Consider the following 1,685-nt stretch of genomic DNA (forward strand, 5'->3'; position numbering starts at 1 on the left):
AAGATGATCGTAATGAGCAGAAACTACAACCGCTTCTTTTAGGTTTGGATTTGTTCCGGGAATAATTCCAATAATATTTTTGAGTTTTAAATTACCTTTTCCATGAAAAGCCTTTTCAAAAATCTGGAAAAAAGTTCCATCATCGCTTCCCGGTTCTAACCCATATTCTTTAAATTTATCAGCAATATAATTTGCGGCACTGTCTAATTCAGAACTGCCTAATTCTCTTCCTTTCATTTTATCAGATGCGAGAAAGGTTATATGTTCCATCATTCTTTTTGATGAAAAAACGGGAGCTAGTTTTGCTAATGCTTCCCTTTGCTTAAACTCTGGTTCGGCTTTTTCTGATCTAGTGGATAATGATTTTACTAACGGAGAATTAATAACTGCCCATTGACCTTTTGCAATATTTGTAGGCTCATCGCCCTCAAAACCCAAGTAACTATATTTACCGTAATGAGGAAGTTTTCTTACTAATCCATCAATGGCGTTTTTATTGGCTATGGATAGGTACAAAATTACATTGTTAAGATTATTAGGATTTTTAATAGAAGCAATAAAACTGTTACCGGTATTAGGGAATGATTTTGAATCTAGTTTTATTGAGTCTTTTTGAATTTCGGAATTGAATTGTTTTAAAGAATTATTTACCAGTGATTGAAATTTAGTATTACCTAAAATCCAAATAGCTTTATCAGATGGAAGATTATCTATTTCATTTTCTGTCAGAATTTGAAACTCATCCTCACTTCCCTTAATCCATTGATTTGCAAAATCTTCATAAAGTTGATAATCATTATTGGACTTACTTGGCAAAACAATCAAACTGTTTTCTGAACCGTAAGCTGTTGTAAGTGCTGCAGGAATTTCACGTGGGTCTAAATTTCTAAAAACATCAAACTGTGGATCGACTAAAATTTTTAGTGGTTCATTCTTAGTTGTGAATGAAAGTTTTGTTTCTTTATCAGTTAATTCAAAAACTTCAAGTTGAGTTTCTTTATTAGTTACAAATGCAACCGGAACATTTAATTTAAGCAAATCTCCTTTTTGCGTTTGCTTTATAGTAAAGCTTATTTGGTAAGTATCTCCGAATTGCTCAACTTTAGAATTTTCTAAACTCAAAGTTGGCGAGCCGGTTTTTTCAATCCACTGTACAAAAAACCACTTTAAATCTTTTCCAGTTACAGCTTCAAATGCAATTCTTATATCATCAAAAGAAGCTTTTTTAAATTTATTATTTCTATTAAAAACTTGAAGTGATTTTGTAAAATTTTCATCGCCGACCAAATTTCTTAACATATGAAAAACCATTAAAGACTTTCCATATCCAATTGCTTCCGAAGATCCGTCATGTCTGGATAAAAACTTACTCAGCGGAAAATCATTTCCATCATTTATGAAATCAGTAAATTTTTGCAAAGTAGATCTTCTGTATTCTTCGGCTTGTCCTCGTTGCTCTTTAATTAAATGATCAGCCATATAAGCTGTTAAACCTTCGCACCAGTTACCTTTGTCAAAATCTACATAAACGCTATTCCCCCACCAATTGTGAAGAAGTTCATGCGGATAGGATGAATGCAGAATAAACGGAAAGCGAATGATTTTTTCGCCCAACAGAGTGAATGACGGCATTCCATAACCGGTTTCCCAAAAGTTTTCTACCAAAGCAAATTTTGAATAGGGGA

The 1,685-nt window shown here is 32.8% G+C and carries 1 protein-coding gene; it reads right to left on the reverse strand.

What is annotated here, in order from left to right; all coding sequences use genetic code 11:
• On the reverse strand, positions 1-1,665 hold a 1,665-nt coding region (locus H6622_18410), incomplete at its 3' end, for a hypothetical protein (GenBank protein MCB9063501.1).
• Positions 1,666-1,685 lie beyond the last annotated feature (20 nt).

This window comes from Halobacteriovoraceae bacterium (genome assembly GCA_020635115.1).
Classification (GTDB): domain Bacteria; phylum Bdellovibrionota; class Bacteriovoracia; order Bacteriovoracales; family Bacteriovoracaceae; genus JACKAK01.